Origin of the sequence: Actinomadura sp. 3N407 (genome assembly GCF_052245875.1) — a bacterium.
In the GTDB taxonomy this organism is placed as follows: Bacteria; Actinomycetota; Actinomycetes; order Streptosporangiales; family Streptosporangiaceae; genus Spirillospora.
On the sequence record NZ_JBQQBP010000006.1, the window covers coordinates 422,031 to 445,411 of the forward strand.

The 23,381-nt window shown below is 72.9% G+C and carries 17 protein-coding genes; 7 read left to right on the plus strand and 10 right to left on the minus strand.

From position 1 onward, the window contains the following. Positions 1-299: 299 nt before the first annotated feature. Positions 300-830: a pyridoxamine 5'-phosphate oxidase family protein gene (locus ACTWPP_RS18430; protein WP_443105499.1), complete on the minus strand. Its 531-nt coding sequence runs from the start codon at positions 828-830 to the stop codon at positions 300-302. A 105-nt stretch (positions 831-935) separates the two neighbouring features. Here ACTWPP_RS18430 and ACTWPP_RS18435 point away from each other — a divergent pair, with 105 nt between their 5' ends. After that, positions 936-1,397, plus strand: coding sequence for a winged helix-turn-helix transcriptional regulator (locus tag ACTWPP_RS18435; protein ID WP_443105500.1), 462 nt, complete (start codon positions 936-938; stop codon positions 1,395-1,397). Between the two features lie 71 nt (positions 1,398-1,468). Here ACTWPP_RS18435 and ACTWPP_RS18440 read toward each other — a convergent pair whose 3' ends face one another. Both ACTWPP_RS18440 and ACTWPP_RS18445 read right to left on the minus strand, forming a co-directional pair. Further along, complete coding sequence (locus ACTWPP_RS18440; RefSeq protein ID WP_443105501.1) at positions 1,469-2,356, minus strand: helix-turn-helix domain-containing protein; 888 nt, start codon at positions 2,354-2,356, stop codon at positions 1,469-1,471. Between the two features lie 9 nt (positions 2,357-2,365). Beyond that, positions 2,366-3,196, minus strand: a complete 831-nt coding sequence (locus ACTWPP_RS18445) for an alpha/beta fold hydrolase (protein ID WP_443105502.1) — start codon at positions 3,194-3,196, stop codon at positions 2,366-2,368. Between the two features lie 267 nt (positions 3,197-3,463). Here ACTWPP_RS18445 and ACTWPP_RS18450 point away from each other — a divergent pair, with 267 nt between their 5' ends. After that, on the plus strand, positions 3,464-5,602 hold the full coding sequence (locus ACTWPP_RS18450) for a DEAD/DEAH box helicase (RefSeq protein WP_443105503.1): 2,139 nt from the start codon (positions 3,464-3,466) through the stop codon (positions 5,600-5,602). A gap of 70 nt (positions 5,603-5,672) precedes the next feature. Next, complete coding sequence (locus tag ACTWPP_RS18455; RefSeq protein ID WP_443105504.1) at positions 5,673-6,083, plus strand: OsmC family protein; 411 nt, start codon at positions 5,673-5,675, stop codon at positions 6,081-6,083. Here the strand turns inward: ACTWPP_RS18455 and ACTWPP_RS18460 are convergent. Continuing rightward, entirely contained in the window at positions 6,077-7,813 is a 1,737-nt protein-coding gene (locus ACTWPP_RS18460; protein ID WP_443105505.1) for a glycoside hydrolase family 3 protein, read from the minus strand. The two genes, ACTWPP_RS18455 and ACTWPP_RS18460, sit on opposite strands and share 7 nt — an antisense overlap. A gap of 32 nt (positions 7,814-7,845) precedes the next feature. Continuing rightward, complete coding sequence (locus ACTWPP_RS18465; protein WP_443105506.1) at positions 7,846-9,465, minus strand: alpha/beta hydrolase; 1,620 nt, start codon at positions 9,463-9,465, stop codon at positions 7,846-7,848. A gap of 234 nt (positions 9,466-9,699) precedes the next feature. Here ACTWPP_RS18465 and ACTWPP_RS18470 point away from each other — a divergent pair, with 234 nt between their 5' ends. Next, positions 9,700-10,611 (plus strand): phosphatase PAP2 family protein, encoded by a 912-nt coding sequence (locus tag ACTWPP_RS18470; RefSeq protein WP_443105507.1) that lies wholly within the window; start codon positions 9,700-9,702, stop codon positions 10,609-10,611. Between the two features lie 34 nt (positions 10,612-10,645). Here ACTWPP_RS18470 and ACTWPP_RS18475 read toward each other — a convergent pair whose 3' ends face one another. Both ACTWPP_RS18475 and ACTWPP_RS18480 read right to left on the minus strand, forming a co-directional pair. After that, positions 10,646-13,735, minus strand: coding sequence for a bifunctional [glutamine synthetase] adenylyltransferase/[glutamine synthetase]-adenylyl-L-tyrosine phosphorylase (locus tag ACTWPP_RS18475; RefSeq protein ID WP_443105508.1), 3,090 nt, complete (start codon positions 13,733-13,735; stop codon positions 10,646-10,648). 75 nt (positions 13,736-13,810) lie between these two features. Beyond that, positions 13,811-15,172, minus strand: coding sequence for a glutamine synthetase family protein (locus tag ACTWPP_RS18480; protein ID WP_358450230.1), 1,362 nt, complete (start codon positions 15,170-15,172; stop codon positions 13,811-13,813). 298 nt (positions 15,173-15,470) lie between these two features. Between ACTWPP_RS18480 and ACTWPP_RS18485 the strand changes: the two genes are divergently transcribed. The 3 genes from ACTWPP_RS18485 (at position 15,471) to ACTWPP_RS18495 (ending at position 18,795) form a co-directional block, all read left to right on the plus strand. After that, on the plus strand, positions 15,471-16,466 hold the full coding sequence (locus tag ACTWPP_RS18485) for a terpene synthase family protein (RefSeq protein WP_443105509.1): 996 nt from the start codon (positions 15,471-15,473) through the stop codon (positions 16,464-16,466). 197 nt (positions 16,467-16,663) lie between these two features. Next, positions 16,664-18,448 (plus strand): NAD+ synthase, encoded by a 1,785-nt coding sequence (locus ACTWPP_RS18490; protein ID WP_443105510.1) that lies wholly within the window; start codon positions 16,664-16,666, stop codon positions 18,446-18,448. Positions 18,449-18,570: 122 nt separating this feature from the next. Then, on the plus strand, positions 18,571-18,795 hold the full coding sequence (locus ACTWPP_RS18495; protein ID WP_443105511.1) for a DUF6177 family protein: 225 nt from the start codon (positions 18,571-18,573) through the stop codon (positions 18,793-18,795). A 3-nt stretch (positions 18,796-18,798) separates the two neighbouring features. On the opposite strand, the gene ACTWPP_RS18500 is transcribed toward ACTWPP_RS18495, so the two are convergent. The 3 genes from ACTWPP_RS18500 to ACTWPP_RS18510 all read right to left on the minus strand — a co-directional run bounded on the left by ACTWPP_RS18500 (position 18,799) and on the right by ACTWPP_RS18510 (position 23,228). Beyond that, a complete protein-coding gene (locus ACTWPP_RS18500; RefSeq protein WP_443105512.1) occupies positions 18,799-20,913 on the minus strand; it encodes a SpoIIE family protein phosphatase in 2,115 nt (704 codons plus the stop codon). Between the two features lie 135 nt (positions 20,914-21,048). Continuing rightward, a complete protein-coding gene (locus tag ACTWPP_RS18505; RefSeq protein ID WP_443105584.1) occupies positions 21,049-21,636 on the minus strand; it encodes a TetR/AcrR family transcriptional regulator in 588 nt (195 codons plus the stop codon). Between the two features lie 5 nt (positions 21,637-21,641). Further along, positions 21,642-23,228 (minus strand): MFS transporter, encoded by a 1,587-nt coding sequence (locus tag ACTWPP_RS18510; protein WP_443105513.1) that lies wholly within the window; start codon positions 23,226-23,228, stop codon positions 21,642-21,644. Positions 23,229-23,381: the final 153 nt, after the last annotated feature.

Below are 23,381 nucleotides of genomic sequence, written 5' to 3' on the forward strand. Positions count from 1 at the left end.
CGGAGGAGACGGACCCTTTCGGCGACCTTGTTGGGGAGGAGTGGACTGTCCGTGGCGTCGGCGGCCGGGGACCGCCAGTGGTGCTGATCCGGTCGAGATCCAGGCGGTCTTGAGCACGACGCGACAACGTACCCCACAGCGGCGTCGCCTTCGCCGCCGGCCCTTGAGCCCGTCCTGTACGAATTGATCAGTTGGTTCGTGATCATCCAGCGCGGGCTCGCAGAAGGAGGGTGTGGCTCACTTTCACCGAGACGGCGGTGCGGGTGAACCGCCGAGGCGCACGCGCGTACCTGGTGTCGTCACGTGAAGCGCCAGCGGGTGGGCATGAAGTCGCCCGCCGACGGCAGGGCGAACACCTTGCTCGGCACGATCTGGTAGACGCGGTACGGGGGCCCGCCCGAGGTCGGCGCGCCGTAGTCGGCGTCGAGTTCGGCGCCGGCGATCGTGGTCGGCCACCCGTAAACCCGCTCGAACGCGGCGGACGCGCGCTCGAGCGTCTCCTCATCGAGAACCCGGCTCGCGTCGCCCTCGACGACCAGATGCGCACCTTCCACATCGGCGGACAGGACGCATCGCCCGTCCACGTCGAGGTTCCGGCTCTTGCGCGCGGTGGCCTTGGACACGACGAACAGGACCGACTCCGACCACGCGCCGAAAACCGGCATGACGTGCGGCGCCCCGTCCGGGCGCACCGTCGCCAGCCAGCGCCAGCCGTCCTGGGTGAATCGGCGCTCGACCTCGGACCAGTCCAGGACGCCTGCCCCCGGCGTCACGCCGGTGCCCTTGCCTGTCGGTGTGAGCGCCTCTGCCACCGGTGTCTGCTTTGGCATGATGCCTCCCCGTCGGACGACTACTTACCTTTCGAAAGCAGTTCAAGCCTAGGTAGAGTGCTTTAGAAAAGCAACCAGTGTGGCGAAGGAAGCATGATGGCGTCCATGAACCGTTCGGAATGTCCGGTCAACCTGGCGGTCGAGCTGCTCGGGGACCGCTGGTCGCTGCTGGTGCTCCGCGACGTCATGTTCGCCGGCAAGCGGCACTACCGCGAGCTGCTCGCCTCGGACGAGGGCATCTCGACGAAGGTCCTCGCCGAGCGCCTTCGCAGCCTCACCGACGCCGGGCTGCTCACCAGAAGCGACGACCCCACCCACAAGCAGAAGGCGATCTACAGCCTCACCGAGCGCTCCATCGCACTGGTTCCCGTGCTCGTCCAGCTCGGCATCTGGGGGCACCGCCAGCTGGGCGCCGACGACGGGCTCAGCCGCCACGCCGAGACGCTGGACCGGGGCGGGCGACCGCTGTGCGAGGCTTTCATGGACGACCTCAGAGAGGCCCACCTCGGTGCGCAGGCACGCCGCCTCCCCCGCGGCGACCGGCCGGCACTCGAACTCACCGGCTGAGGATCCCGCACGTGGGCCCCATCCGGAAGCTTCGCAGCGTGAGGAAGGCCGCCTCGCCGTAGGCAGGCCGTTCAACGAAGGTCGGGGAAGCGTTCGCCGGCCTCCGCGGGCCGCCGGGTCGGCGATGAAGCCGGCCACGCGACGTCGTCGATCGCGAGCCACGGTGCGGCGGCCACCGCCGTGGGCGTGAGCCCGGTGAAGGTCTTGACCTCGCGGTGGAGGTGGGACTGGTCGACGTAGCCGCTCCGGGTGGCGACGTCGGCGGCGGGGTGACCCGCCGCGAGAAGGTGGGCGGCGTGGTCGAACCGCACCAGCCGGGCGGCGCGTTTGGGGGTGATGCCGAGCTGGGAGCGGAAGCGTGACCACAGGCGCTTGCGGCTCCAGCCGACCTCGTCCGCCAGGCCGTCGACCCGCATCCGCCCCCGGCTGGTGAGCGTCCGCCGCCAGGTGTGGGCGACCTCCGGATCGACCCGTGGGCGGGCGCTCAGCCGTCGGCCGAGTATTTCCGCCGCGATCGTGAACCGCTCGTCCCACGACGCGGCGGCGCGCAGCCTGTCCTCGGCTCGCCCGGCGTCGCGGCCCCAGACGTCCTCGAGGGATACCACCATCCCGCTGAGCTCGGCCGACGCGCCGAGCACCGCGGCCGCCGCGACCGGCTCCAACCGGATCTGGAGGCACTCGCCCACCCGGCCGCCCGCCCGAAGATCGCCGGGGAGGAGCCCGACGGCGACACTGCCGCGCTCGTGCCGGCCACGGGTGCGGCAGACGATGCCTTCTCCCTCGCTCAGGTCGACGAGCAGGGTGACGGACGGGTGCGCGACCATGGCGATGTCCGCGACCGCGGGGGCACGCGAGCCGAACCCGGCCATGCTGACCCCCGGCAGCTGACCCGAAGGGCGCGGGACCGCGACGTCCACCCAGGCCCAGTCCCAGTCGGGTGGTGTCCCGGTCGACGGCACGCGACCAGTTTAGGCCTCGGGGATCACGGGCGGGGGGCCCACCGCCGTGAAGCCCAGCAGCAGTTTTCCGGTCGCCTCGGGCGCTTCGAGCATCGGTATGTGCCCGACCCGGGGCACCAGCTCGACCCGCGCGTTCGGGACCGCGTCGTACTGGTGCGCCGACGACGGCTCCCAGCGGGGGTCGGCGGCGCCGAAGACCACCAGCACTGGGACCCCGAGGGCGGCGAGACGGTCGGGCACGCTCTGCTCGGTGATGTACGCGGTGTTCCGGCGCGACGCCATCCTGAACGCGCGGTAGGTGGTGCCCCGTACTTCAGCGATCAAGTCGTCCGGGACGTCCACCGGGCGAGCGGCCGTCGCCCTGATCCCACTGCGGATCATCGCGTCCGAACGTCTCCGCCAGAGGAGCGGGCCGACAGGCGGACCCAGCAGGACCCGGAGGAGGAACGGCTGCGGACGCAGCGCGTCGAGACTCGGACCGGTGCTGATCAGCGCGAGCGACCTCACCAGGTCGGGGCGCTGTTCGGCGAGCGCGGTGGCGATGTAGCCGCCGCTGGAGTGCCCGACCGCGGCGACACCGCGAAGGCCGAGGTCGTCGAGCAGCGCCGCCACCCTGCCCGCCTGGTCGGGCACGTCGTAGGACCGCGCGGGCGGGGACTGGCCGCAGCCCGGGAGGTCGACGCGGACGACGTGGTGGTGGCCGGCGAGCGCCGGCACCACCGGGCTCCATGAGCCGCCCGAGGCCCCCGAGCCGTGGATCAGCAACAGCGGCGGCGCCTCCCGCGGGCCGTCGCGGACCACGTGCATCCGGGGCGAGTGCTCAACGTCGTACTGACTCATACCGGGACTATGCACGGGCGGTCGGCCACCGGTCTTGGACAAATGTTCCCGGCGCCGTCACCGGGCACGGGACGATGCCGACGGTCACGTCGCCGCAGGGTTCCGGCGCGGTCGAGCACCTCCGTGATCACCGCATCGGGTCGGCGATCAACGATCCGCACCACCACCTGTGCCTGACGTGCGGTCTCCGGGCTCGGTGGATTCCAGCCAGGGCGGAATCCGCGGCGCGCTGGCATCATGTGCGGGGCGATGTGGCTGAGGAGCGGGATGGCGTACGACCCCAAGGACGTCCTGCGGGACGGGAACTCACTGCTGGGTGCCGCACGTGATCTGCAGGCCGATCACGACCGGGCCCTCGGGGAGGTGCAGAGGGCGCTGGCGCCGCTGCGGGCGGAGGCGGCGCGGGAGCAGCTCGGGTCGATCCCGGTCGAGCGGCTGAAGGACGTCACCGGCGGGCGGCTGCGGGTCGGTGCGCTGGAGAAGGCGGGGTTCGCGACCGTCGCGGACGTCCTGCAGACCACCCCGTACCGGCTGCAGCTCGTGCCGGGGATCGGGCCGCAGACCGCCGGGCAGGTGCACGCGGCGGCGGGCAGCCTGGCGGAGGCGGCGGAACGGTCGGCCGGGATACGGGTCGACCTGCAGCGGCGGGACGAGGTGACGACGCCGCTCGTGATCGCGCTGCACCGGCTGGTGAACGCCGGGCCGGACGTTCCGCGCGCCCGCGCCGCGGCGGAACGGCTGGCGGCGCTGGTCGGCCCGCTGGCGCATGACGCGAGGCCGGCGGGGTCGTGGTGGCGGAGGCTGTTCGCGCGGCCGGCCAAGAGGGAGCGTGCGGAGAAGGCGCTGAGCGAGCTGGCACAGGCCGTGGAGGCGGAGGGTTCGCGGGGCACCGGCCTGCTGATGTCGCAGGCGTCGGTCGATCTGCTGAGGCCCGCCGTCTCGGCGGACGAGGCGTGGATCGACTTCGAGCTCCGCGCGTCCGACTACCAGACCCTTCTGGCGGAGCTGGCGTCCGTGGAGCCCGCACGGGAGGCCGCCGAGGGCTTCGTCCCGAGTGATCTGGCCGCCCGGGTCAAGGCGCAGCCCCTCGATGACACACACCGGCGGGTCTCGCTGCGCGGCTACCAGTCGTTCGGGGCGCGGTTCGCGCTCGTCCAGGAACGGGTGATCATCGGCGACGAGATGGGGCTCGGGAAGACGATCCAGGCGATCGCGGCGATCGCCCATCTGCGGGCCGGGGGCGGGACGCATTTCGTGGTGGCCTGCCCGGCGAGCGTGCTGATCAACTGGGTGCGCGAGATCGAGGCGCGCAGCACGCTTGCGGCGCATCCGCTGCACGGTCCCGGCAAGGACGAGGCGCTGGCCGGTTTCGTCGCCGGCGGCGGCATCGGTGTCACGACGTTCGCCACGCTGCCCACGGTGGACGTCCCGCTGGACCTCGACGTCGCGATGTTCGTGGTGGACGAGGCCCACTACGCCAAGAACCACGAGACCCGTCGCGCCAAGACGGTCGCGTCGTGGTGCCGCCGGGTGGACCGGGTCCTGTTCCTCACCGGCACGCCGATGGAGAACCGCGTCGAGGAGTTCCGCAGCCTGGTCGCGCATCTGCGGCCCGAGCTGGCGAAGGAGGTCAGCCCCGGCGAGGCGGTGCTCGGCCCGCAGGCGTTCCGGTCGGCGGTCGCCCCCGTCTACCTGCGACGCAACCAGAAGGACGTCCTCGTGGAGCTGCCCGAGGTCGTGCAAGTGGACGAGCTGGAGGAGTTCAGCGCGGCGGACGAGGCGGCCTACCGGCGGGCCGTGGCGGACGGCAATTTCATGGCGATGCGCCGCGCCGCGTACGCCGTCCCCGAGAAGTCCGCCAAGCTCGACCGGCTGCGGGAGCTGGTGGAGGAGGCCGAGGCGAACGGGCTGAAGGTCGTGGTGTTCTCCTACTTCCGGGACGTGCTGGCCGCCGTCGAGGACGCGCTCGGCCCGAAGGTGCACGGGCCGATCTCGGGCGGCGTGGCACCGGTGAGACGCCAGGAGGTGGCGGACGAGTTCACCGCCGCACCCGGCCACGCCGTCCTGCTGGCCCAGATCCAGGCGGGCGGGGTGGGGCTCAACCTTCAGGCGGCCTCGGTGGTCATCCTGTGTGAGCCGCAGGTGAAGCCGACCATGGAGACGCAGGCGGTCGCCCGCGCCCACCGGATGGGCCAGGTGCGCACCGTGCAGGTGCACCGGCTGCTGACACCCGACGGCGTGGACGAGCGGATGCTGAAGATCCTGCGCACCAAGACCAGGCTGTTCGACCAGTACGCGCGGCGCAGCGATCTGGCGGAGCAGACGCCGGACGCGACCGACATCTCCGAGCAGGCCCTCGCGCGGCAGATCGTCGAGGAGGAGCAGGAGCGCCTCGGCACGTCCTGAGGCACCGGGAAGAACGCACCCGGGGTCGCTGTTCACGTGGGCGGAGACCAAGACGATCAAAGGGGATGTCATGGCCGAGGTCAGGGTGGAGCGCACCGGGGACGGTTTCCGGGCCGTCAACGACCGCGGCGCGACGGTCGCGATCGGGGACTCCGACGCCGAGGGCGTCTTCACGCCGGTGGAGCTGCTGCTCGCGGCGCTCGGCGGCTGCGAGCTGGTCACCGTGGAGCCGCTCACCGCGCAGCGCGGGCACCGGATGGCGCGCCTCGCCGCGACCGTCCAGGCCGACAAGGTCGCGACCAGCACGCTGGGCACGATCACGGTCACCTATGACGTGGAGTTGCCCGAAGGCGACGGCAAGGCCGAGGACGTGCTGAAGTCCGTGGCCGCGCGGGTGCACGAGAGGTACTGCACGGTCGGCGGCGCCCTCCGGGAGCCGATGAAGGTGGAGCAGGTCGTCCGGCCGGGCGGCGTTCAGTAGCGGAGGCCGTGGCCGTACGGGTAGAGGCCGTTGATCGTGACCGGCAGGCGGCCGCCCGGCTGCTCGCCGAAGACGACGCGGGCCGCCGCCCTGTGCATGGTGAGGTCGATCCGCTGGGTCCGCGCGGTCGTTCCGTAGGTCGCGACGTACGCCTCGACGTCCGGGTAGGAGGCCAGGTCGTAGGGAAGGCCGATCGCGATCGCCGCCACCGGCTTGCCCGTCGCCCGCAGCGCGCGGACGAGTCTCGCCTGGCCTTCGGGCAGCTTGCCGGAAGAGAACGTGGCGACGAGCACCCGGTCGGCGGTGGCGGCCTGCCGGACGGCCTCGGCGATCTCGGCATCGGCCGGGTCGGTCGTGGCGGCCTGCCAGCGCGTCACGGGGCCGCGGGCGACGGCGGCCACCTCGTCGGCGAACGGTTCGGTCTGGACGGCGCCGGCGACCAGCGTCCGGGCTCGTGACTCCGGGTCGAAGGGCAGCACGGCTCCGTCGTTCTTCACCAGGGTCGTGGCGGCTAGGCCCATCCGGAGGGCGCGCCGCTGGAAGATCCGGTTCCCGGAGATCCGCTCGGCGATCCCGGGGCTGACATAGCGGTGGGCGGCCACCCGGTACCCGCACTTGAGCGCGAGGACCCGCCGGACGGACGCGTCGACCCGCGCCTCGGTCAGTTCGCCGTCGCGCACGGCGTCGGCGAGGGCGTCCACCGCCTCGGTGTGCGCCGTGTAGTCGCCGGTCGACATGATGACGTCGGCGCCCGCCCTGACCGCCATCACGGTGGCGTCGCGGGTGCCCCAGTTCTCGTCGATCGCGTCCATGTCCATGGCGTCGGTGACGATGAGCCCGTCGAAGCCCATCTCCTCGCGGAGCAGCCCGGTCAGTACCTTGGGCGACAGCGTGGCGGGCAGTTCCGGGTCGACGGCCCGCACCACCACGTGCGCCGTCATGATCGCGTCGGCGCCGGCGCCGATGGCGCGGCGGAACGGGGGAAGGTGGACGCGTTCGAGGGTCGCGCGGTCGTAGGTGACGGCCGGCAGTTCCAGGTGGCTGTCGAACTCGGTGTCGCCGTGTCCGGGGAAGTGCTTGGGCGTGGCGATCATCCCGGCCCGCCGGTAGGTGCGGACCTGCGTCTCGACGAGCCCGCCGACCAGGTCGGTGCGCTCGCCGAACGACCGGACGCCGATGATGGGGTTGGCGGGGTTGGTGTTGACGTCGGCGACGGGCGCGTAGTTCCAGTGGAAGCCCATGGCGCGGGCCTCCGCGGCGGTGATGACCGCGGCCTCGCGGGCGAGCCGGGGGTCGCGGGCCGCGCCGAGGCCCATCGCGTTGGGCAGCGGCGTGGTGCCCTCCCGGACGTTGTGGGTCGTCCCGAACTCGAAGTCGCCCGAGACCAGCAGCGGCAGGTGCGGCGGGGCGTCCTGCGCCCAGCGCTGCAGCCGGTTGGCGTAGCGGGCGGCGATGCCGGGCGTGCGCGGCTCGGAGGTGATGACCGAGCCGATCTTCAGGTCCTGGACGGCGCGCCGGGTCTCGTCGGACGGCATTCCGTCCGGCCCGTCCGCGGTGACCGCCATCACCATCTGGCCGACCTTCTCTGCGCCGGTCATCCGGGACAGGGCGGCGTCGGGGTCGCAGCCGCGTCCCGGCGGCGTCTGCGCCTGCGCCGGCGGGGACGGTGCCAGCCCGAGGGCCGCGGTCGCGGCGATGGACACGATGGTTCGGCCGCCGTACATCCTCATGCGGTCTAGACCAGTCCATACCGGCGGCGGGATCAAGGGTCAAAAGTTGCCAAGGCCGCTCGCGGTGGACGGCGAGCCGGCGCCCAGCCGCAGGTCGTGCCCGCGGCCGGCACCTGTCCGCGCAGAAGGTAGGCGTTCACGGTCTTGCGGACGCACGGGTCGCCGGTGTCGTAGGCGCCGTGGCCCTCCCCGTCGAGGGTGAGGAGGGTCGCCCGCCCGCCCAGTTCCCTGGTGAGGGCGGGCGCCCACGCGTAGGGGGTGGCCGGGTCGCCGGTGTTGCCGACGACGAGGATCGGCGCGGCGGACGGGGCGGACACCTCGCGGGCCGCGTCGTCGCCCTTCACCGGCCAGCCCGTGCATTGCAGCAGGCCCCACGCCATGGACGTCCCGAAGATCGGTGAGGCGTTGCGGAACTTCGGCAGGAGCCGCCGGACGTCGGACGGGGTGTGCCGGTCGGCGCGGTCCGCGCAGGTGATCGCGGTGTTGGCGGCGGCCAGGTTGGTGTAGGCCCCGTCCTCGTCGCGGCCGTTCTGGACGTCGGCGAGCATGAGCAGCAGGGTGCCGTCGCGGCGCTTGACCGCGTCGACGAGGCCCTGCGCGAGGTACGGCCAGGCGTCGCGGGAGTAGAGCGCGGCGGCCGCACCGGAGGTCCCGAGGCTCTGGGTGAGCTTGCGGCCGCCGGACGTGGGCAGGGGATCGCGGTCGAGGCCGTCCAGGATCCGTCCGATGGATTCCACGACGGACGGGCCGTCGGCGCCCAGCGGGCAGTGCTTCCCGCCGAGCCGTGCGCAGGCGTCGCCGAAGTCGCGGAGGGCGCGCTGGAACGCGGCGGCCTGCTGGAGGGCGAGGTCCACGCTGCCGATCCGGGTGTCGACGGCGGCGTCGAGGACGGCGCGTCCGATCTTGTCCGGGAACCGGTGCGCGTAGGCGCCGCCGAGCCAGGTGCCGTAGGAGATCCCGAAGTAGTGGAGTTTCCCGTCGCCGAGGGCGATCCGGATCAGTTCCATGTCGCGGGCCGCGTTCAGGGTGCCGACATGGGGCAGGAGGTCGCCGGAGCGGGCCGCGCACCCTTTCACGTAGGCGGCGCGCCCGTCGATGTACGCCTTCTCCTCGGCGGCGGTGTCGGGGCTGTCGTCCCGGGCGACGATCTCGTCCATGCGCCGGTCGCCGACGCAGGTCACGGGTGTGCTGCGTCCGACTCCGCGGGGGTCGAACGCGACGAGGTCGTAGCGGGCGCCGAGTTCGGCGTACTGGCCCGCGACCTGGGCGAGCGTGTCGACGCCGTCGCCGCCCGGCCCGCCGAAGTTGAACAGCAGCGAGCCGATGCGGTGCCGCCGGTCGGTGGCCGGGACCTTGATCAGCGCGATGTCGATCTTCTTGCCGGAGGGCCTGGTGTAGTCGAGTGGCACCTTCAGGGTCGCGCAGCGGAACCCGGCCGGCGACCTGTCGGCGCCCGGCGGCGGTTCCGGGAGGCCGGTGCAGCGCTTCCAGTCCGGTGGACGGACCGTCGCGCGGGGCGCGCTCACCGCCGCGGCGGCCGTCGCCTCCGTGCGCTGGACGGGCGTCGCGCCCAGGCAGGAGATCAGTCCGGAAGCGGCCAGCGCACCGGCGCCGACGAGCACGGTGTCAGGTATCGCCCTATGACGGGCCATTCGTCCCCCCGTTCGTTTCACGGGGGGCGGTCGGGATCTACCCAGAGCCTCCTATGCTGACTCCTGATCAACTTCAGCGCCTCCACGCGGGGGAGGAGCGGAGGGGGAGGCAACCCCCGGGTCTCTCCCCCGAAAGTCCGGATACCGCATCAGGGTCGTACTACTCAAGTCTGAGATGAAGACCATTCGCCGCGGTGATCACAGTCAGGGGGCCGTGCGGCAAAGATAGGTACCATGGCTCAAACCGCCCCCCCAGCAGCCCGCCGAGGCCAGGCCGCCGAGGCCAGGCAGGGCGAGCAGCGAAAGCCGGCCGCGGCGATGCGGCGCAGGGTGCCCACCGCACCTCCGGTATGGCGTGAGCTTCTGCTGGTCGTGCTCTTCTATACCGGATATACGCTGACGCGCATCGTCCTGGTTCAAGACGGCACGGAGCCGGCGTTCGCGCACGCCGACCAGATACTGGGCGTGGAGCGCGCCCTGGGGATGGACGTTGAGCTCTACCTCAATGAGACGCTGCTGGCGATCCCCTGGCTGGCGCGCACCGCCAACGTCTTCTACGCCACGATGCACTTCATCGTGACGCTCGCCGTCGTCATCTGGCTGTACCGCTACCGGCCGCAGCACTACCGGTGGCTCCGCACGTCGATCATGGTGGCCACCGGGGTCGCGCTGATCGGGTTCTGGCTGTACCCGCTGGCGCCGCCCAGGTTCCTGCACAGCGAGGGCTTCGTCGACCCGGTGACCGCGCTGCACTCGCTCGGCCTGTACGCCAGCGACGCCTCGGGGACCCTCACCAACCAGTACGCGGCGATGCCGTCGATGCACGCCGGATGGGCCCTCTGGTGCGGGGTCATCCTGGTCAAGCTGGCCACGCAGAAATGGGCCAAAGCACTCGGCGCCCTGTATCCCGCGACGACCGTCGTGGTGATCCTGTCCACCGCCAACCACTACGTCTTGGACGCCGTGGCCGGGATCGCGCTGGTCAGCGGCGCGCTGTGGGTGTCGTGGGTGCTCTACACGCGGTGCCCGAAACCGCTTCTCCTCGCGCGGGCCCGCGCCTCCCACCACCTCTCGCAGCGCACCGGCCGCGGCCCGAGCGGATCCACGGCCGGCTCCGCCGCCACCCGATGCGCCGGACGCACCTGATCCTCGCGTACTCCCCTGGTAGTACACCGGCCGGTCAGTCCGCGCCGTAGAACACACGGTCGACGACCGCGCGGGCGCGGCGGGCGTGGCGGCGGTGGTCCTCCAGGAGGTCGCCCGCCCCCGGGTAGCCGAGGACGCGGGTGACGGCGCTGCGCTCCCTGTGGTGGTCGGTGGGCAGCAGGTCGGACGCGCGGCCGCGCACCAGCATGATCGAGCCCCGGATGCGGGTCGCCAGGCACCACGCCTCTTCGAGGACGCGCGCGTCCTCGGCGTCAAGGAGGCGTGCGCCGACCGCCGCGTCCAGCGCGTCCAGGGTCCGGGTGGTGCGCAGCCCGGGGATCTCGTGCGCGTGCCGGAGCTGGAGGAGCTGCGCGACCCACTCGACGTCGGCGAGGCCGCCGGGGCCGAGCTTGGTGTGCAGCCGCCGTTCGACGCCGCGCGGGAGCCGCTCGGACTCCATCCGGGCCTTCAGTCGCCGGATCTGCCGGACGGCGGCGTCGTCGATGCCGTCCTCCGGCCAGCGGACCGGGTCGATCAGGGCGCGGAACCGGTCGCGCAGCCCCGCGTCGCCGATCAGCGGGTCGGCGCGCAGGAGCGCCTGCGCCTCCCAGGGCTCCGACCAGCGGGCGTAGTAGGCGGCGTAGGACGCCAGCGTGCGGACCAGCGGCCCCTGCCGGCCCTCCGGCCGCAGGTTCGGGTCGATCTCCAGCGGCGGGTCGGGGGCGGGCAGCGCGAGGAGGCGGCGCAGTTCCTCGGCGACGGCGTGGGCGGCGCGCCCGGCGGCCCGCTCGTCCGCGCCGGGCAGCGGGTCGTGGACGAACATCACGTCGGCGTCGCTGCCGTAGCCGAGTTCGTGGCCGCCGAACCGGCCCATCGCGACGACGGCCATCCGGGTCGGCAGCGGCTCCCCCGCCGCCGTCTCGATCTTGTTGACGGCGGCGCGGAGCGCGGCCTCGATGGTGACGGTGGCGATGCCGGTGAGGGCCTCCCCGACCGTCCGGACGTCCGCCATTCCGAGCAGGTCGGCGACGGCGACGCGGAAAAGCTCGCGGCGCCGCAGCCCGCGGACCACCCCGACCGCCTCCTCGGCCGACGCCGTGGCGCGCGCCGCGTTCTGGGGCGACGTCCCGCCAGATCCCTCGGAAACACCCCAGTGCCGGCGGACGGCGGCCAGTGCCTCCGAGCGGAGCGCCTTGAAGGGCCGCGGGGCCAGGTCGGCGTCGCTGCCGAGGATCGCGACGGCCTCCGGGGCGCGCAGCAGCAGGTCGGTGGCGTAGCGGCTGGACCCGAGCAGCCAGGCCATCCGCTCGGCGACCGTCACCTCGTCGCGCAGCAGCCGCAGGTACCAGGGGGTGGTGCCGAGCGCGTCGCTGACCTGCCGGAAGCCGAGCAGGCCCGCGTCCGGGTCGGGCGCGTCGGCGAACCAGCCCAGCATGACCGGCAGCAGCGTCCGCTGGATCGCGGCGCGCCGCGACACCCCGGAGGTCAGCGCCTCGATGTGCCGGAGCGCGCCCGCCGGGTCGGCGTAGCCGAGGGCCTCCAGCCGGGTGCGGGCCGCCTCGGGGGTGAGCCGGGCCTCCTCCCCCGGCAGCCGCGCCACGGCCCGCAGCAGCGGCCGGTAGAACAGCTTCTCGTGGATGCGGCGGACCTCGCGGGCGTGCCGCCGCCACAGCGCGGTGAACTCCCCGACCGGGTCGGTGCGCAGGCCGAGGGCCCGGCCGAGGCGGCGCAGGCCGGCATCGTCGTCCGGGACGAGATGGGTGCGGCGCAGCCGGTGCAGCTGGACGAGGTGCTCCACGCGCCGCAGGAACCGGTACGCCGAGGCCAGCGCCGCCGCGTCGTCGCGCCCGACGTACCCGCCCTGCGACAGGTCGGCGAGGGCGTCCAGCGTGGTCGGGCTGCGGAGCGTCTCGTCGGCGCGGCCGTGGACGAGCTGGAGCAGCTGCACCGAGAACTCGACGTCCCGCAGCCCGCCGGGGCCGAGCTTGAGCTGGCGTTCGGAGTCGGCGGTGCGCCGGCCCAGGTCCGCCTCGACGCGGCGCCGCATGGCCTGGACGTCCTCGACGAAGCTCTCCCCCTCGGCGGCCTTCCACACGATCGGGGTGATGGTGTCCAGGTAGCGGGCGCCGAGGCCCGCGTCGCCGGCGACGGGGCGGGCCTTCAGCAGGGCCTGGAACTCCCATGTCTTGGCCCACCGCTCGTAGTAGGCGCGGTGGCTGGCGAGGGTCCGCACGAGCGGCCCGGCCTTGCCCTCGGGACGCAGCGCCGCGTCCACCTCCCAGAGCGAGCCCTCCTCGGTGCTGGACGAGCAGGCCCGCATCATCGCCGACGCCAGCCGGGACGCGGTGCGCAGCGCGGCGTCCTCGGGCTCGCCCTCATCGTTCTCGCCGGCGCCCCGCGCCTCGGCCACGAAGATCACGTCGACGTCGCTGACGTAGTTCAGCTCGCGTCCCCCGCACTTGCCCATCCCGATGACGGCGAGCCGGCACGTTCGGTGCCCGGGGACCTCGGCGCGGCCGATCGCCAGGCCCGCCTCCAGCGCGGCGGCGGCGAGGTCGGCCAGTTCGGCGGCGACGTCGGCGACGTCCGCCACGCCGATCAGGTCGCGTCCCGCCAGGGCGAGGAGCCGCCTGCGGTACGCGACGCGCAGCGCGACGAGGGTGTCGGGGCCGGATCCGGACGCGACCGGGTCCCCGGCGGCCGGGTCCGCGCCGACGGCCGCCAGCAGGTCGTCGCGGGGACTCCCGGCGGGCGTCCCCTGGCCGTCGCGCAGCATCGCCCAGTGGCCCGGATGGCGGGCCAGATGGTCGCCGAGCGCGGCGCTCACCCCGAGGACGGCGGTGAGCCGCTCTCGCGTGCCGGGCTCTCTGGCGAGGGCCTCCCGCAGCTCGCGGCCGGCCCCCCGCTCGGGGGCGGCGGCGAGGAGGCGGAGCAGCCCGTCCAGCGCGAGGTCGGGGTCGGCGGTGCCGCCGAGGGCGTCCAGCAGGTCGTCGCCGGGCCGGGCGCCGGTGTCCCGCTCGGCCTCCAGCAGGAGCCGTTCGGCGCGGGCCGCGTCGGTGAAGCCGAGCCTCGCCAGGCGTCCGGCGAGGGAGGGACGGCGGTCGGGAGTCCAGGACTCGGTCACAGGTCCACCGTATTCCCGCAGGGCCTCGAGCGGAGCTCGTCCCTTGAATGGCGGTGGGCGGGGGCTGGAGGACGGTCAGAGGACCGCCAACAGCCGCTTGCGCTCGAACTCGGTCACCTGGCGCCGGTAGTCCTCCCATTCCTGGCGCTTGTTGCGCAGGAAGAAGTCGAACACGTGCTCGCCGAGGACGTCGGCCATCAGCTCGCTGCGCTCCATCGCGTGGATGGCGTCGTCCAGGTCCTGCGGGAGCGGCTCGATGCCGAGGGCGCGCCGCTCGGCCACGGTGAGCGCCCACACGTCGTCCTCCGCGCCCGGCGGCAGCTCGTAGCCCTCTTCGATGCCCTTCAGCCCGGCGCCGAGGATCGCCGCGAACGCCAGGTACGGGTTCGCGGCAGTGTCCAGCGACCGGAACTCGATGCGGGTCGAGTGGCCCTTGTGCGGCTTGTACATCGGGACGCGCACGAGCGCGGACCGGTTGTTGTGCCCCCAGCAGATGTAGGACGGGGCCTCTCCGCCCGCGCCGGCGGCGGAGCCGACATTGCCCCACAGCCGCTTGTAGGAGTTGACCCACTGGTTGCACACCGCGGTGATCTCCGCGGAGTGCCGCAGCAGCCCGGCGATGAACGCCCGCCCGACCTTGGACAGCTTGAACTCCGCGCCCGGCTCGTAGAAGGCGTTGCGGTCGCCCTCGAACAGCGACATGTGGGTGTGCATGCCCGAGCCGGGGTGCTCGGTGAACGGCTTCGGCATGAAGGACGCGTGGACGCCCTGCTCCAGCGCGACCTCCTTCATCACCAGCCGGAACGTCATGATGTTGTCGGCGGTGGTCAGCGCGTCGGCGTACCGGAGGTCGATCTCCTGCTGGCCCGGGGCGCCCTCGTGGTGGCTGTACTCCACCGAGATGCCCATCGCCTCCAGCATCATGATCGCGTTGCGGCGGAAGTCGTGCGCGGCGCTGTGCGGCGTGTGGTCGAAGTAGCCGCCGGAGTCCGCGGGCTCGGGCTCGCGGCCGTCCTCCGGCTTGTCGTTGAGGAGGAAGAACTCGATCTCGGGGTGGGTGTAGAAGGTGAACCCGAGGTCGGCGGCCCGCGACAGCGCCCGCTTCAGGACGTAGCGGGGGTCGGCGAAGCTCGGCGTCCCGTCCGGCATGAGGATGTCGCAGAACATCCGGCCGACGCCCGGCGACTCCGACCGCCAGGGCAGCACCTGGAACGTGGACGGGTCCGGCTTGGCGATCATGTCGGCCTCGTACACCCGCGCGAAGCCCTCGATCGCCGACCCGTCGAACCCGATGCCCTCGCCGAAGGCGCCCTCCAGCTCGGCCGGGGCGACGGCCACGGACTTCAGGAACCCGAGAACGTCGGTGAACCACAGCCGGATGAAGCGGATGTCGCGCTCCTCCAGCGTGCGGAGCACGAACTCCTGCTGACGGTCCAAAGCCTTCTCCCTCGGTACGTCCCTGCCGATGACGGGGCCGGGCGACGCATGCCGGCCGCGATAGCCGGTCCGGCTACCTTGAAGTATGCCCGGCCGCTGTTACCGCGACGTTACGCGCCCGGTGCCGCTGAACGGAACATATCCGACCACCCGGCCTCCCCGGTCCCGGACGGCGGGCGGGGCACGCCCATGACGGTCCCGCATATCCGTTTCCCGAAAATTGACGTGGCGATCATGCTCGCCGTACCCAGTGATCATTAGCGTGGACGGGGTCGTGGACATCTCTCTTCTTCTCTCGATGACCGACCGGGTGCCCGCGCTGGCCACCCCGTCGGCCATGCATCCGGAGTCGTGGCAGCTGTGCGCGCAGGTGGAGACCTGGGCACGCGGCCGGGGGCTGGTGCTCGGAGATCCGGACACCTCGCCGCTCGGCCGGGCCCGCTGCGAGCGGCTCGCCGCCCGCGTCTTCCCCACCGCCGACCTGACCGCCGTGGAGCTGTTCGCCCGCTGGCTGACGTGGTCGCTCGCCCTGGACGACACGATGGACCATCCGCCGCTCGCCGACAGCGGCAGCGCCGTCCACGGGCTGTACGACGACCTGCTGCGCGCGATGCGGCGCGGCCACGCCCGGCCGGGGGCGCGGCCGCTGGAGTCGGCGCTGGTGGAGCTGTGGCACGCCACGTCCAAGGGCATGAGCCGCGACTGGCGCCGCCGGTTCATGCTGCAGCTGGAGGCGCACCGGGACGGCTGCGCCGAGGAGTCGGTCAACCGGCGCATCCGGCACGTCCCGACGGAGGCGGAGTACGCGCCGCTTCGCCGCCGGGCGTGCGGGCCGTTCCTGTACGACCTGATCGAGCCCGTCCTCGGCATCGAGCTTCCCGCGCGGCTGCTGCGCACTCCGCGGTGGAAGACGCTCGCCCACAGCGTCGCCGACATCGTGGCCTGGTCCAACGACCTCGCCTCCCATGATCTGGAGTCGGCCCGCGGCGACGTCCACGACCTGGCCGCCGTCCTCACCAGGGCGCACGGACTGGACCCGGCGCAGGCCGCGGCCGCGGTCGCCGACCGGATCGCCGACCGTGTCGAGGACGCCTGGACGGCGGCGCGCCGGCTCCCCGAGATGCTCGACCGGCTGGAGCTCACCGTCGCCCAGCGCGCCGCCGCCGCCCAGGTCGTCAAGGTGCTGCTGGACACGCCGCGCGCCCACGTCGACTGGCTGGCCGAGTCGGGCCGCTACGAGGCGGGCACCGCACCCGGCCCGCTCCGCCTGGACGCCCTCGCCTCGCTGCGCTGACGCCCGGCGAGCGCGTCGCCCGCCGGCGTCCGGACGCTGTGGGCGGGCATGCTGCTCAACCGGCTCGGGACCGCGTTCGTCGCGGCGGCCGCGCGGGCTGGCCTCGGGCCGGCGATCAGGCGGCGGCGAGCGGACGCGCTCGACTCCCCCTTTTCGTCACAGTGACGAAACCGGATCGGAGGACTTATCCTTGGACCGTGGCACAGCTCAGGATCGCGCTCGCGCAGGTGAACTCGACCGTCGGCGACCTCGACGGCAACGCCGACAAGATCGTCGACTGGGTCCGGCGCGCCGCGGGCGCGAACGCGCACCTGGTCGCCTTCCCCGAGATGATGCTGACCGGATACCCGGTGGAGGACCTCGCGCTGCGCGCGTCCTTCGTCGAGGCGTCCCAGCGGGCCCTCGACCGCCTCGCCCGCAGGCTCGCCGACGAGGGCCTCGGCGACGTACCCGTCGTCACCGGCCACCTCGACCGCCGGCCGGTCGGGCTCGTCCGGTCCGGGCAGCCCGCCGGGGCACCGCTCAACGCAGCCGCGTGGCTGCACGGCGGGAAGGTCCTGGCGCGCTCGGCCAAGCACCATCTCCCCAACTACGGCGTGTTCGACGAGTACCGCATCTTCGTGCGCGGCGACCGGCTGCCCGTCGTCCGCGTCCACGGCGTCGACGTCGCCACCGCCGTCTGCGAGGACCTCTGGCAGGACGGCGGCCCCGTCAGCGTAACCTCCGCCTCGGGCGCCGGGCTGCTGCTCGCGATCAACGCCTCGCCGTACGAGCGCGACAAGGACGACGCCCGCCTCGACCTGTGCGCCCGCCGCGCCCGCGAGGCCGGCTGCGCCCTCGCCTACGTCAACATGGTCGGCGGCCAGGACGAGCTGGTCTTCGACGGCGACTCCGTCATCGTCGGCGCCGACGGGTCGCTCCTCGCCCGCGCCCCCCAGTTCGTCGAGCACCTGCTCATCGCCGACCTCGCGCTGCCCGCCGCCACCACCTCCGCCCGGCCGGACCGCACCCCGGTGGACGCCCTGGACGGCACCACGATCACCATCGACCGGCACGTCCTGTCCACCGCCACCCTGCCGGCCTATCCGGTCGAGCCGCAGACCATCGCGGAGCCGCTGGACGACCTCGCCGAGGTGTACGCGGCGCTCGTCCTCGGCACCCGCGACTACGTCCGCAAGAACGGGTTCCGCTCCGTCGTCCTCGGCCTGTCCGGCGGCATCGACTCCGCCCTCGTCGCCACCATCGCCTCGGACGCCATCGGCCCGGAGAACGTGCACGCCATCCTGCTGCCGAGCCGGCACTCCTCCGAGGGTTCGGTCGTCGACGCCGAGGACCTCGTCAAACGGCAGGGCGTCAACTCCCGCATCGTCCCCATCGCCGGCATGGTCGAGGCGTTCGAGGAGCAGCTCGACCTGCACGGCCTCGCCGCCGAGAACCTCCAGGCCCGCATCCGCGCCAACATCTGGATGGGCCTGTCGAACGAGCACGGCCACCTCGTCCTGACCGGCGGCAACAAGAGCGAACTCGCCACCGGGTACTCCACCCTCTACGGCGACTCCGCCGGCGGCTTCGCCCCCATCAAGGACGTCTTCAAGCTCACCGTGTGGGACCTCGCCCGCTGGCGCAACGCGCAGGCCGGAGTCGACCTGCCGTTCCTGCACCCGTTCGCCGACGAGCCCATCCCCGAGGCCGTCATCAAGAAGGAACCGTCCGCCGAACTGCGCCCCGGCCAGCGCGACGTCGACAGCCTCCCCGAGTACACCGCACTCGACCCGGTGCTGACCGACTACGTCGAGCGCGACATGGGACGCGACGCCCTGGTCTCCGCAGGCCACGACCCCGCCCTCGTCGACCGCGTCATCCGCATGGTCGACATCGCCGAGTACAAGCGCCGCCAGTACCCGCCCGGACCCAAGATCACCCCGAAGAATTTCGGCCGCGACCGCCGCCTCCCCATCACCAACCGCTGGCGCGAGCGGTAGCCGCCGCCAAGCCCTGAACCCCGCGCCGCTTCGCAGCCGCCGGAACCTCCATCAGGCGTCCACGTGTTCGCGCGCGGCGTCGATCAGCCGCAGGACCAGCTCGCCCATCGCCCGGTCGTCCCATGGCCGGGACTCCCGCACCATCAACGACTCCAGGCCCCTCCCCGCTCGGGCTGGCGGTCGGGCCGGCGGGCGTCGCGGAGATCGGGCGGGCGCCGGCCGCGCGTTCCGGCGGGCGGCCGATCGGCGACCCCGGCGAGCCCGGCATGTGGTACCCGTTCGGGGACGACGACCCGGACGCCTGGATACGGTTCGGCGACCTGCTGCGCCGCCTGCAGGGGTCGTGACGCCTACTCGCGGTGGTGGTTCTCGCCGGGCCAGGTTTCGCCGGGCCAGCCGGAGACCTGTTCGGAGGCGTCGGGGTCGACGCCGGGGACGATCTGCTCGCACCAGACGACCTTGCCGGCGGCGGTGCGGCGGGTGCCCCAGCGGTGCGCGAGCTGGCTGACGACCAGGAGGCCGCGGCCGTTCTCGTCGTCGTCCTCGGCGCGGCGCAGGCGGGGCAGGGCGGCGGACCGGTCCAGGACCTCGCAGACGAGGGTGCGTTCCAGCAGGAGGCGCAGCTCGATCGGGCCGGGCGCGTACCGCAGCGCGTTGGTGATCAGCTCGGAGGCCAGGAGCTCGGTGGTGTACTCCAGCTCCTCCAGGCCCCACTCCTCCAGGCGGGTGCGGACGAGGCCGCGGGCGCGGCGGACGGCGGCCGGGTCTGCGGGGAGGGTCCAGGAGGCGTGGCGGTCCTCGGGGAGGCGGCGCAGGCGGGCGATGAGGACGGCGATGTCGTCGCGGTGCTGGTCGCCGTAGACGCCGGCGAGGGTGGCCTTGGCGAGGTCCTCCATCGGGCGGTCGACGGAGTCCGGGCCGAAGATCTTCTGGAGGCGGGCGAGGCCGTCGTCGATGTCGCGGCCGCGGTTCTCGACGAGGCCGTCGGTGTAGATGACGAAGAGGCTGCCGTCCTCGACGGTGAACTCGCGGCTCTCGATGGCGGCGCCGCCGGCGACGCCGAGCGGCGGGGCGGGCGGGACCTGCAGGTACTCGTTGTCGCCGGCGGGTCCGGCCAGCAGCGGCGGCAGGTGCCCGGCCGAGGCGATCTCGATGGTGCCGCTGGTCGCGTCGTACACGGCGTACACGCAGGTGGCGAAGTGCGGTTCCTGCTCGCCCAGCTCGATCATCAGCTCGTGCATGACGTGCAGCGCGTCGGCGGGCGGCAGTTCCAGGTTGGCGAGCGTGTGGAGCGCGGTGCGCAGCCGTCCCATGGTGACGGCGGCGCGGACCCCGTGCCCGGCGACGTCGCCGACGATGAGGGCGACGCGGGCGCCGGGCAGCGCGATCGACTCGTACCAGTCGCCGCCGACCTCGACGAGCTTGCTGCCGGGCAGGTAGCGGTGCCTGACCTCGACCGACGACGGCGCCGAGAGCCGGTTCGGCAGCAGGCTGCGCTGGAGCGCGAGCGCGGTGGCGCGTTCGCGGCTGAACAGCCGGGCGTTGTCGATGACGATCGCGGCGCGGGCGGCGAACTCCATGCCGATCTCGACGTCGTAGGCGTCGAACTTGCGGAACCCCGGGACGCGGGTGCAGGCGATGAACCCGAGCAGGGTGTCGCGGGCGATCATCGGCAGCAGCACCATCGACACGTCCGACAGCAGTTCGCCCACCGGGCCGCGCCGCCACAGCCGGGCGATCTCGGACGCGAAGCCCAGGTCGATGTTCGGCAGGTGGACGGGACGGGCCGTCTCCATGACCTGGCGGTACGGGGTGCCCTCGGGGAAGACGAGCACCTCGCCGACCGGGAACGTGGACGTCCACGCCGCGTTGCCGTCGTCGGAGGTGACGGCGATGCGGCGCAGCACGGCGGAGCCGGACTCGCTGTGCACCTCGTCGGCGGCGACCAGGCTCTCCAGCACCAGCACCGAGGCGACGTTGCAGTAGTGCGGGACGACGACCTCGACGAGGCCGCGGGCGGACTGGTCGAGGTCGAGGGACGCGCCGAACCGGGTGACCTGGTCGTCCATCAGCGCGCGGCGCATGAGGGCCGGGTCCTGGTAGCGCTCGCTCGGCGGCAGCGCGACCCGGACGTACAGCAGCGCGGAGGGCGCCGAGCCCGCGTCGCCGATCATCGGCTGCGCGGTCACCACGGCGTCGGCGGACGTGCCGTCGCCGCGCAGCACGGTCATCACGCCGTTGCGTTCCTGGCCGACGTCGTTGGCTTCGAGCAGGGCCTCCAGCTCGGCCTTCGCCTCGTCTCCCACCAGGTCGGTGGCGGGACGGCCGATCAGGTCCTCGGGGGCGCGGCCGAGGACGGCCCGGGCGTTCGGCCCGCACTGCACGATCCGCCGGGAACCGTCGATGCCCAGGACAAGGGTCCGGGACGCGGAATCGGTGGCGGGCGCATCGCCTCGCGGCGCCATCACTGATCTCACCTGACGCGCTCCAGACAGCCGGTCGTCTTCGCACTACCCAGCGACAGTATGGGGCATGACACCGTTTCGAGGGGAGAAGATCACGCTTACCACGCTGAAAACCATTCGGCATTTGCCCCCATATCAGTCCCGGACGGCCCCGATCCCCTTCAAGAGGGTGTCGACGACGGCGTCGGCGTAGCCGTCCGGGACCGGCTCCCGCAGCCTCCTGGGCGTCAGGGAGCCGACGAGCATCGACATCGCGACCTCCACGTCGAGGTCGGCGCGCAGTTCCCCTTCGGCGACGCCGCGCCGCAGCACTTCGCGGACGATCGCGCGCCGCGGCTCGATGATGGTCTGCTTGTAGCGGGCGTACAGCTCGGGGTGTTTCTCCGCGCCGCCGACGACGTTCCAGAAGCACCGGGAGTGCCGGCGTCCCCGTTCGGCGGCGAGCGCTCGGGCGATCTCGGTGAGGTCCTCCCGGACGGACGCGCCGGACGGCTCGGGCAGCGGGGCCTTCGCCGAGCCCAGCGCGTCCACGATCAGCGCCTCCTTGCTGGGCCAGCGCCGGTAGATGGTGGTCTTGCCGACGCCGGCGCGGGCGGCGACCGCCTCGATGGACACGCCCGCCACCCCCGACTCCCTGGCGAGCAGGTCGAGGGTCGCCTCGATGATGGCCTTCTCGGCCCGTTCGCTGCGGGGCCGTCCCGGCGCCCGGGTGCCCTTGGTCATGGCCGTCACACGCCGGCCTTCTCCGGCCGCCGCGGCGCGTCCGGCTCCGCGGCGGGCGCGGGGGGCGCGGGCGCGGGGGCGGCCGCGGCACGTCCCGGCATCCACTTGTAGACGACGAGGGCGCCGAGGAAGGCGATGACGGCGGCGGCGGCGGACGCGGTGTGCATGGCGTGCACGAACGCGGCGTTGGCGGGTTCGACGAGGCCCTGCCCGGCGGCGCCCATCTGGGCGGCGACGCCGTGCGCCCCCTCGATGGACTCGGCGGCGGCCTCCCGCACGCCGGCGGGCAGCGCGGCGAGGTCGCCGTGCAGGTCGCGGCGGTAGACGGACGCGACGACGGAGCCGAGCACCGCGACGCCCATCGCGACCGCGACCTGCCGGGCGACGTTGTTGATGGCCGATCCGGCGCCCGCCTTCTCGCGGGGCAGCGCGGACATGACCGACTCGGTCGCGGGCGCCATCACGTTGGCCATCCCGGCGCCCTGCACGAAGAAGATCACGCCGAGGATCCACATGGGGGTGTCGGTGCCGATGAACCGGTAGCTCGCCAGCGCGGAGGCGACCAGCAGCATCCCGGTCGTGCAGACGGCCTTGGCGCCGAAGCGGCGGACCATGAGGGCGCTGCGCGCGGAGAAGATGAGCTGGGCCGCCGCGAACGGCAGCAGCATCGCGCCCGCCGCCAGCGGCGCCATGCCGCGCACCGACTGCATGTAGAAGTTGGCGAAGAAGAACACGCCGGACGCCGCGAAGAAGCACAGCGCGATGGACGCGACGGCGGCCGACAGCCGCGGGTCCTTGAACAGCCGGACGTCGAAGGCCGGGGAGTCGCTGCGGGCCTCGTGCACGACGAACAGCGCGAGGACGGCGAAGCCCGCGAGGATCGGGCCGAGCACGGGCGGCCCCAGCCAGTCCCCCGTCTCGCCGCCGCGGATGATGCCGTAGGAAAGGACGACCAGGCCGACGACCGACAGCAGCACGCCGAGCGGGTCGAGCCGGCCGGGCTTCGGGTTGCGCGAGTCGGGCACCAGGAAGACCATCAGCGCGATGCCGGCCGCGATGACCGGCACGTTGACGAGGAAGACCGAGCCCCACCAGAAGTGGGCGAGCAGCAGGCCGCCGGTGAGCGGGCCGATGGCGATGGCGAGGCCGACTGCGCCGGCCCAGATGCCGATGGCGCGGGCGCGCTCGTGCGGCTCGAAGACGTTGGTGATGATCGACAGCGTCTGCGGCATGATCGCGGCCCCGCCGAGGCCCATCAGCGCACGGGCGTAGATGAGCTGGTCCGGGGTCTGCGCGTACGCCGACACCAGTGAGGCGAGCGCGAACACCGCCATCCCGCCGATCAGCACCCGCTTGCGGCCGAGCCGGTCGCCGATGACGCCGAAGGTGAACAGGAGGCCCGCGAACACCAGCGTGTAGGAGTTGATGGACCATTCGAGCTCGCTCTGCGTCGCGCCGAGGCCCTTGACGGGGTCGGCGATGGTCTTCAGCGCGACGTTGAGGATGGTGTTGTCGAGCACCACCACCAGCAGGCTCATGGTCAGCACGCCGAGGATGGACCAGCGGCGCCGCTGGATCGTGGGGGAGTCCATGTAGATACGCAACGGCACCGTTTCGGAATTCATTCCCGGGCGGGGGACGTGTGGGGGACGTCACGAATCGGGAATGGCGGGGACTACCCGAATCGTTTTCGAAGTGGCACGATCGGTTCCGTCTGGGTACGCCACCGTGGCGCCTCAAGACCG